This window comes from Streptomyces bohaiensis, assembly GCF_012033785.1.
Classification (GTDB): domain Bacteria; phylum Actinomycetota; class Actinomycetes; order Streptomycetales; family Streptomycetaceae; genus Streptomyces; species Streptomyces bohaiensis.
Genome location: NZ_JAAVJC010000511.1, coordinates 1 through 1,516 on the forward strand (window position 1 = coordinate 1; position 1,516 = coordinate 1,516).

The window sequence follows — 1,516 nt, forward strand, 5'->3', positions numbered from 1 at the left end:
GACCTGCTCGCCGCCTGCCTCGCGGCGGGCGCCTCGCCCGCCGGCGCCGCCGCCGCGGTGGGCGAGGCCGTCGAGGGGGAGTTCGCGGGGGCGCTGCGCCGCTGTGCCCGGGAGATCCGCCTCGGTGGTGACCCCGCGAGCGTCTGGGCCCGGCTGGGCCGCTCCTCGGGGGCGCGCTCCCTCGCCCGACGGCTGGAACTCGCCGACACCGGCGGCACGGGAGCGGTCGAGGCGGTGGCGAGCACGGCGGCGGAGCAGCGCCGAGCACGGGCCCGCGCCGGCCAGGCCGGGGCTCGGCGTGCGGCAGTCCTGGTCACCGGACCGCTCGGCCTCTGCTTCCTGCCGGCCTTCCTGTTCATCGGGGTCGCCCCCGTCGTCATCGGTCTGGCCGGCGACGTTCTCTGACCCCTCCCCGGGGCGCGCAGCGACCCGGCCGACCTCGATGCCCGACCTCGATGCCCGGCCCCGCGCCGCGTCCAGCCGCCCCGTCGTCCAGCCGCCCCTGTGGTCCAGCCGTCCTGTCGTTCGTCCTGTCCTGTCCTTCGTCCGTCCGCAATCGGCGCCGCCTGCGGGCCCGCCGTCTCTCACCCGAGGAGCCCCACCATGCCGTACGAACCCCTCACCCGCCTCCGGCGACTCCCGAGCCGCAGGCGCCCCTGTCCGGTACGCCGACCGCGGCTGCCGCGGGACGCGGGGATGAGCACCGCCGAGTACGCCATCGGGACGGTCGCCGCCGCGGGCCTCGCCGCGCTGCTCTACCAGATCGTCACCTCCGACACCGTCTCCTCGGCGCTGCGCGGCCTCGTGGAACGAGCGCTCGATGCGCCGCTGTGAGCCCCCGACCCGCACGCGCCGCGCCCCCGCCGTCTCCCCCGTCCGGTCTCGCGACCGCGGCTTCGTCACCGCGGAGGCCGCGGTCGCCGTACCCGCCCTCGTCGTGGTCCTGGCGATGCTGCTGTGGGGCATGGGCGTCGGTCTCGCACGGCAGGAGTGCGCTGACGCGGCACGCGGCGGGGCGCGCGCCCTCGCTCGCGGGGAGGCCCCCGAAGCGGTCCGGGCGCTGGTCCTGGCGGCCGCCCCGCGTGGGGCCACGGTCGAGTTCTCCCGCGACGGAGATCTGCACCGGGTGGCGGTCGCCGCGCGATCACCCGGGCCGAACGGACTCGCGTTCCCCGTCGTCGCGCGAGCGAGTGCGCAGGTGGAGCCGACATGAGGAAGCGGAACCGCCTGCCGACCGTCGACCCCCGCGCCCTGCACGCCGCGTGCTCGGCGTCGGGGCGGTCCGGGCCCACGCACCCGCGGACTCCCCGGCGCGCCTGTCCGGGACTGCCGGGGACCGGGACCGCCCGTCCTGGCGTGGCGGCGGGCCCGGAGCCGCGGGCGGTCCGGAGGGGGAGCAGCGGAAGGAGGCCAGGCGGCCGGTACGGCGACGGCTGCCGCGGTTCCGCAGGGCATCCACTGCCCCGCCGCCCGTGGCGGCGGGGCGGCCGGGACCGCCGGCCCCGGTTCCGGGCCC

At 78.8% G+C, this 1,516-nt stretch carries 3 protein-coding genes; all 3 read left to right on the plus strand.

What is annotated here, in order from left to right; all coding sequences use genetic code 11:
- Positions 1-405, plus strand: a 405-nt coding sequence (locus tag HCN52_RS24375) for a type II secretion system F family protein (RefSeq protein ID WP_209314954.1), incomplete at its 5' end; no start/stop codon positions are given.
- A gap of 291 nt (positions 406-696) precedes the next feature.
- The gene (locus tag HCN52_RS26290; protein ID WP_312876863.1) at positions 697-834 is read left to right on the plus strand and encodes a DUF4244 domain-containing protein; all 138 of its coding nucleotides are present in this window, start codon (positions 697-699) and stop codon (positions 832-834) included.
- Entirely contained in the window at positions 821-1,213 is a 393-nt protein-coding gene (locus tag HCN52_RS24385) for a TadE family type IV pilus minor pilin (RefSeq protein WP_245175425.1), read from the plus strand. Before HCN52_RS26290 ends, HCN52_RS24385 begins: the two co-directional genes overlap by 14 nt.
- Positions 1,214-1,516: the final 303 nt, after the last annotated feature.

Excerpts from the sequence above, each read along its gene's own strand:
- HCN52_RS26290 (WP_312876863.1), top strand. The coding sequence starts at position 697 with ATGAGCACCGCCGAGTACGCCATCGGGACGGTCGCCGCCGCGGGCCTC.
- HCN52_RS24385 (WP_245175425.1), top strand. The coding sequence starts at position 821 with ATGCGCCGCTGTGAGCCCCCGACCCGCACGCGCCGCGCCCCCGCCGTC.